This is a genomic window from Vibrio sp. Vb1755, assembly GCF_033338635.1.
Lineage (GTDB): Bacteria > Pseudomonadota > Gammaproteobacteria > Enterobacterales > Vibrionaceae > Vibrio > Vibrio alginolyticus.
This window is the reverse complement of the sequence record NZ_JAWOTA010000254.1, coordinates 1-1,186: the sequence shown is the minus strand read 5'-3', so window position 1 is coordinate 1,186 and position 1,186 is coordinate 1. Positions and strand designations below refer to the sequence as shown.

The window sequence follows — 1,186 nt, the reverse complement described above, 5'->3', positions numbered from 1 at the left end:
GTCGTTGATATTAATATAACCAATTACGCTAGACCGAGAACAAACAAAAAAGGCCACCTTTCGGTGGCCTTTTGATTCTAGCTTTCAAGCTATCGCAATGATATTCAAACTTAGTTGAAGTTTGGCTTTGTCATTGCTGCAGAGGCGCGGATTGTTGCCACTTGGCTACCAGCACCTTTAGCTTGGTAGCGTTCAGCTTTAAACGGCGCTGCGGCTACTTCGATTTCACGTAGTTCTTGAGGACCAGGTGCTTTTGTCATTGGTGCGCTAGCTCGTGGCTTAGCAACAACGTTGATAACTTCAGCTTTCATCTCTGGCGCTGCTACTGGAGTTTCAACGGCAACTTCTGTTGCTGCTTCTTCCACAGTTTCTGCAACGACTGGCTCTTGAAGCGGAGCTTCTTCAACAACTGTTTCTGTTGTTGCTTCCGCAACAGGTGCTTCAGCCACTTCAACGATCGGCTCTACAGGAGCTTGATCAACCGCTACTGGCTCTGCCTTTTCAGGCGCTACAGCATCAACCCTCGGTGATTCAGCTTTAGCTTCTACAGCTTCTACTGTTTCTTGAACTTTAGGTTCAACAACAGGTGCTCCAGCTACCGCTGGTTGCTCACGACGGATGATGACTTTACCCATTGCCATTTCAGGGCAAGCAAAACCACCTTGCATAGCAGGTACAGTTGCAATTGCCACAATCGTTTCTTCCTGAACTCGCTCTTCCTTCTTAGGCGCTGGTTTTGGAATGTAACGTGGCATCACTTTACCCATTGCCATCTCAGGAGATGCTACACCGCCTTTGCGCAGACGGAATGGGTTAGGACGACGATCACGACCACGACGACGACGTTGACCACTTGCTCGTAGGTGACGAGGAGAACGACGGTTACGACGTTGTTTCGATTCACCTTGCTTGTTGTCTTGCTGTGCGTCTGCTGCTGTATCAACGGCTTGATCTACTTGAGACTCAACAGGTTCAATTGCTTTTACTGCTGTTTCTTCTACTTGCTCATCGGCAAGTTGATCTTTAACACGAACAGATTTGTTCAGTTTGCGACGTTGACGGCGCTCTTTGACTTTCTCTGTTTTCGCGTTTGCTTTCGCTTTATTCTCTTCAGGCTTCACTTCTGAGCGAGCTTCAGCCGCAAGTTGCAAGCCTTTTTCCGCTACTTTCGCGTTTGCTTTCGGCT

At 48.1% G+C, this 1,186-nt stretch carries 1 pseudogene; it reads right to left on the bottom strand.

The window, feature by feature from the left end:
- Window positions 1-110 precede the first annotated feature (110 nt).
- Window positions 111-1,186: pseudogene (locus tag R7E00_RS24315) on the bottom strand (ribonuclease E); the annotation flags it as partial.